This window comes from Streptomyces murinus (assembly GCF_002154555.1).
GTDB lineage: Bacteria > Actinomycetota > Actinomycetes > Streptomycetales > Streptomycetaceae > Streptomyces > Streptomyces murinus.
In genome coordinates, this window is the sequence record NZ_MUNF01000133.1 from 1 (window position 1) to 4,783 (window position 4,783).

4 protein-coding genes and 2 pseudogenes are annotated in these 4,783 nt (G+C 72.9%); 1 reads left to right on the top strand and 5 read right to left on the bottom strand.

The annotated features are described in order from the left end of the window. Nucleotides 1–52: 52 nt before the first annotated feature. A pseudogene (locus CCN72_RS41380) lies at nt 53–103 on the top strand (hypothetical protein); the annotation flags it as partial. Nucleotides 104–202: 99 nt separating this feature from the next. Here the strand turns inward: CCN72_RS41380 and CCN72_RS10160 are convergent. From CCN72_RS10160 to CCN72_RS10180, 5 genes and pseudogenes are all read right to left on the bottom strand, one after another. Beyond that, nucleotides 203–1,006 (bottom strand): annotated as a pseudogene (locus tag CCN72_RS10160) (beta-ketoacyl [acyl carrier protein] synthase domain-containing protein); the annotation flags it as partial. Between the two features lie 80 nt (nt 1,007–1,086). Continuing rightward, complete coding sequence (locus CCN72_RS10165; RefSeq protein WP_086807225.1) at nt 1,087–2,202, bottom strand: zinc-binding dehydrogenase; 1,116 nt, start codon at nt 2,200–2,202, stop codon at nt 1,087–1,089. Further along, entirely contained in the window at nt 2,199–3,008 is an 810-nt protein-coding gene (locus CCN72_RS10170) for a phytanoyl-CoA dioxygenase family protein (protein ID WP_086807226.1), read from the bottom strand. The genes CCN72_RS10165 and CCN72_RS10170 overlap by 4 nt, the downstream gene beginning before the upstream one ends. A gap of 80 nt (nt 3,009–3,088) precedes the next feature. Then, entirely contained in the window at nt 3,089–3,832 is a 744-nt protein-coding gene (locus tag CCN72_RS10175) for an SDR family NAD(P)-dependent oxidoreductase (RefSeq protein ID WP_086807227.1), read from the bottom strand. A gap of 1 nt (nt 3,833) precedes the next feature. Beyond that, nucleotides 3,834–4,676, bottom strand: coding sequence for a 2OG-Fe(II) oxygenase family protein (locus CCN72_RS10180; protein WP_086807228.1), 843 nt, complete (start codon nt 4,674–4,676; stop codon nt 3,834–3,836). Nucleotides 4,677–4,783 lie beyond the last annotated feature (107 nt).

Sequence of the window (4,783 nt, forward strand, 5' to 3'; positions counted from 1 at the left end):
CGCCGGCGTCAACCTGATCCTCGCCGAGGAGAGCACCCTCGGCATGGAACGCATGGGCGCCCTGTCCCCGGACGGCCGCTGCCGCACCTTCGACGCCGGCGCCGACGGCTACGTCCGCGGGGAGGGCGGGGCCGTCGTCGTCCTCAAGCGGCTCGCCGACGCCCTCGCCGACGGCGACCGTGTGCACGCGGTCATCCGCGGCGGCGCCGTCGTTGTTGACGGCGCCGCCGCGGATGACCGCGTGCACACGGTCGCCGTCGGCGAGGGCGTCGGCGAGCCGCTTGAGGACGACGACGGCCCCGCCCTCCCCGCGGACGTAGCCGTCGGCGCCGGCGTCGAAGGTGCGGCAGCGGCCGTCCGGGGACAGGGCGCCCATGCGTTCCATGCCGAGGGTGCTCTCCTCGGCGAGGATCAGGTTGACGCCGGCGGCCAGGGCCAGGCCGGACTCGCCGCGCCGCAGGCTCTCGCAGGCCAGGTGGACCGCGACCAGCGAGGAGGACTGGGCGCAGTCGACGGTCAGGCTGGGGCCGCGCAGGCCCAGCAGGTAGGAGACGCGGTTGGCGACCATGCCGCGGTGCAGACCGGTGGCGGTCAGGCCGGAGACGGCGGCCGGGCCGGTGCGCCGCACCAGGGTGGCGTAGTCGTCGTTGATGACCCCGGCGAAGACGCCCGTGGGGGTGGCACGCAGGGTGGCCGGGACGATCCGGGCCTCTTCCAGCGCCTCCCAGGCGAGTTCGAGCATCAGCCGCTGCTGCGGGTCCATGGCGGCGGCCTCGCGCGGGGAGATACCGAAGAACGCCGCGTCGAACCGGTCCTTGTGCGCGATCCGGCCGGCCCGGCGCCCGGTCGCCTCGTCACGGCCGACCGCGTCCGTGCCGCTCGCCAGCAGTCGCCAGAACTCCTCCGGCGAGTCGGCGCCCGCGACCCGGCAGGCCATGCCCACGACGGCGACGGCCTCGTCCTCGACGCCGTGCCCGGGGGGCGTGGTCCCCTCTCCTGTACGCATCTGAACTCGTGTCCCCTTGGCTGTCGTGGGCTTGGCTGTGGTGATGGGTGCGCGGGTGGTACCGGGCGACGGAGGTCCGGTCAGCTGGACAGGACCGCCTTCAGCACCGACTGTCCTGCGACGGCGCTCAGGGCCGCCTCGTGCTCGGCCAGCGGGAAGGAGGTGACCAGCGCGCCCAGGTCGAAGCGGGCGGTGAGGGCCGGCAACAGCCGGACGTACTCGGTGAGATGGGCGCCGGTGAACGCCCAGGAGCCCACCACGTCCAGCTGCCGGTACACGATCTGGTGCGGGTTGAGCAGGGTGTCCCCGGCATCCGTGTACTGGCCGATGATCAGGTACGAGCCGCCGCGCCGGGCCAGCGTCAGACCCTGGGCGACGGCCGCGGGCACGCCCGCGCACTCGATCACCAGGTCCGCGCCCCGCCCGCCGGTCTCGGCGAGCACCCGCTCCAGCGCGGCCTCGACCCCGCCGGGCCCGGTGATGTCGATGTGCACATCGCCGATGCCGGCCCCGGCCGCGAGGGCGAGCCGGCCCGCCGGGCCGCCGACCACGATCACCTTGGCGGCGCCGGCCAGCTGGGCGAGCGCGGCGGCGGCCAGGCCGACCGGGCCCGCGCCCTGGACCACGACGGTCTCACCGAGCCGCACCGGGCGCCGCTCGTACAGGGCGTGCACCACGGTGGGTCCGGCGCAGGCGAAGGCCATGGCGGCGAGCGGGTCGACACCGTCGTCGAGCCGCACCACGGTGGCGCCCTCGTGCAGCACGATCGCCTCGGCCCAGGCGCCGGCGAGCGAAGAGCCGTCGGCGAGGGCGCGGTTGACGCCGTAGGTGCGCCGGTTCTCGCACAGCGTCGGCTCACGGTGGAGCCGGCAGGGCACACAGGTGCCGCAGGCGATGGAGGACGCCCACATCACCGTGTCGCCCGCGCGCAGTTCGGCGCCGGCGGCGTCCCGGTGCGGGGTGCCGGGCCCGAACTCCTCGACGGTGCCCAGTCCTTCGTGGCCGAGGACCAGCGGGGTGGGGATGGCGAGGTGGCCCTGCTGGAGGTGCAGATCGGTGCCGCAGATCCCGCCGTGCCGGCAGCTGACGAGCATGCCGCCCGCGGGTGGCTCCGGGACCTCGAACTCCCGCAGCCGCAGCGGTTCCCGGAAGCGCTCCAGCACGACCGCGCGGGCCTTGTCCCCGACCTTGCTCATACGAGGGCCCCCTCAAGGGCGTCGAGGAAGCCGGCGGCCAGCGGGACCAGCGGCTCGGTGTCCCGGCCGACCACGTACTCGGGGCGCGGCTCGCCCGACCAGCTAGGCAGGTTGGCGGTGGAGTTGTACGTCATGATGGCGAGCCGGCGCGGCGACGGCGACATGTTGGGGGCCGAGCCGTGCACGATCTCGGAGGAGAACAGCACCACCGAGCCGGCCGGGCCCTTGGGGCTGACCATGCCGCGCTCGGCGACCAGGCCGGCCAGCTGCTCGGGGGTGAGGGAGATGTCGTCCGGGTCGAGGTGCTGCTCCGAGCGGGTGGCGTGCCGGCCGGACTGGACGAGTCCGGAGCGGTGCGAGCCGGGCAGGAAGATGACCGGGCCGTTGAACTCGTCGACGTCGTCGAGGAAGATGGCCACGTTGACCTGGCGGGGGGCGGGCAGGTTGTCGGCGATGCGCCAGGCCGCGTAGTCCTGGTGCCAGGCCCACTTCTCACCGCCGAAGGCCGGCTTGGCGTTGATCTTCAGCTGGTAGAGGTAGACATCCTCGGCGAGCAGTTGGTGCGCCGGGACGAGCAGCCGGGGGTCGCGGATCAGTCCGGCGTACTCCGGCTGGCGCTGGTGGGAGGCATAGACGGCGCGGACCCGCTCGCCGTCCTCCTCGACGACACGCTGCGGGCCGGGGACCGCAGCGTCCCGTTCGAACGCCGCGCCGAGCACCGCGGTCTCATCGGCCGAGAAGAGGGAATCCAGCAGCAGGAATCCGTCCTCGTGATAGCGGTCTGTCTGTTCCTGGGTCAGACGCATGGAAATCCTCTCCGAGCATTGGCGGAATTCTTTGGCGAGGTGAGCGGGCGGGCCGTTTCAGGGAACTCGGGGAGGGGCGGCTATCCCATGAAATTCCCGCCGTCCACGATGATCTGCTGGCCGGTGACATAGCCGCTCGTGGCGGTCACCAGGAATTCCAGGGCATCGGCGACGTCCTGTGGGGTGCCGATGCGCCCGGCGGGGATCGTGCGCAGGATCTCCGCGCGCCGACCCGGATCGTCGAGGCGGTAGCGCTCCACGACCTCGGGGGTGTCGGTGAAACCGGGGATCAGGGCGTTGACCCGCACGGTCGGGGCCAGTTCCAGTGCCAGGCACTTGGTCAGTTGCAGCAGTCCGGCCTTGGCGGCGCAGTAGTTCGCGCCGTTCGCACGGGGCCGGATCGCGGTGGTGGCACCCACGTTGACGACGGTGCCACCGCCCGCGGCGAGCATCGCGGGGGCCAGCGCCCGGGTGAGCCGGAACGGGCCGGACAGGTTGACCGCGAGGACCTCCTCCCAGTCCTCGTCCTCAAGGTCGAGGAAGGGCCGGTCGCGGTTGACGCCCGCGTTGTTGACGAGCACCTCGGGGGCGCCGCCCGCGGCGAGGATCCGCTCACAACCTGCCCGCACCTGCTCGGGCCGGGCCACGTCCAGGCGTACCGGCTCGATCCGGCCGCGGCCGGCGGCCGCCGCCTCGTCGGCGGCGGCCTTGTCTCCGCGGTAGAGGGCGTAGACGTGGTGGCCGAGACGGGCGAGGCGCAGACTGAGGGCCAGCCCGAGACCCCGGGTGCCGCCGCTGACCACCGCTGTGCGCCGTCCGGTCATGTCAGGACCAGTAGGTGAGCGTGCCGTCGGCGGTGAGGCCGAGGAAGAACGACAGGGCGACCCGGCGGCCGGGGCCCTCGTTGCCGCGCACCGTGTGGTAGTTGCGGGGGTCGAAGAACACCGCGTCGCCGGCGCGGGGGGTGACCACGACGCCGGGCTCGCGCTCGGCGAGTTCCTCGGCGTAGCCGTAGCCGTCGCGGTAGGCCTCGTCGCCCGGCAGCCAGCGGCGGCGGAAGATCTTGGTGGAGCCGCCCGCCGCGGGCATGGACAGGTACCAGTTGAAGCCGAGCTGCGCGATGACCGGCTCGTCGAGGGTGCCGGGCATCTCACGGCCGATCTCGTCCCAGTGCATCTTCATGCCGCCGGTGGTCTCGCGGATCATCCCGGCGTACATCTCGCGGCCGTCCGCGGTGGCGGGGCGCATCGCGCCGCCCCAGGCACGGTGGATGCGGTCCACGGCCGGCCGCACCGGGTCGCCGCCGTCGAGCAGGACGGAGCGGTGGCGCGCGGACTCCTCGGCGTCCTGCCAGTAGGCGCCGCCCAGCCCGTGGGCGTCGTAGTGGTCGTACGCGGCCGGGCCCAGCTTGGGGATCCGGGGTACGACGATCTCCTCGTCGTAGGAGCCCATGGGGCAGGTGTCGAGACCGCGCAGGACCCCCGCGTTCTCCTCGGCGGAGGCGAAGTTGCGCACGACGACGGCGCCCAGGGTGCCGGCGGCGAGCCGGACGAAGTGATCGCGGGTCAGTTTCTCGGGGGATTCGACGGTTTCCGCGTCGAAGAGGACGTAGATAGGGGTTTGATTGCTGCTGACGTTTTCCCGCCCCGGGGCGGTGGCTGTTCCCACGTGTTTCTCCAGGATGATTACTCAAGGAACAGGTCTTCGAGTGGTCCGTTGTTCCGACCGTACGAGGGGGTGTTTGACGGCCACACCCCTATCCCGCCCCTAGGTCG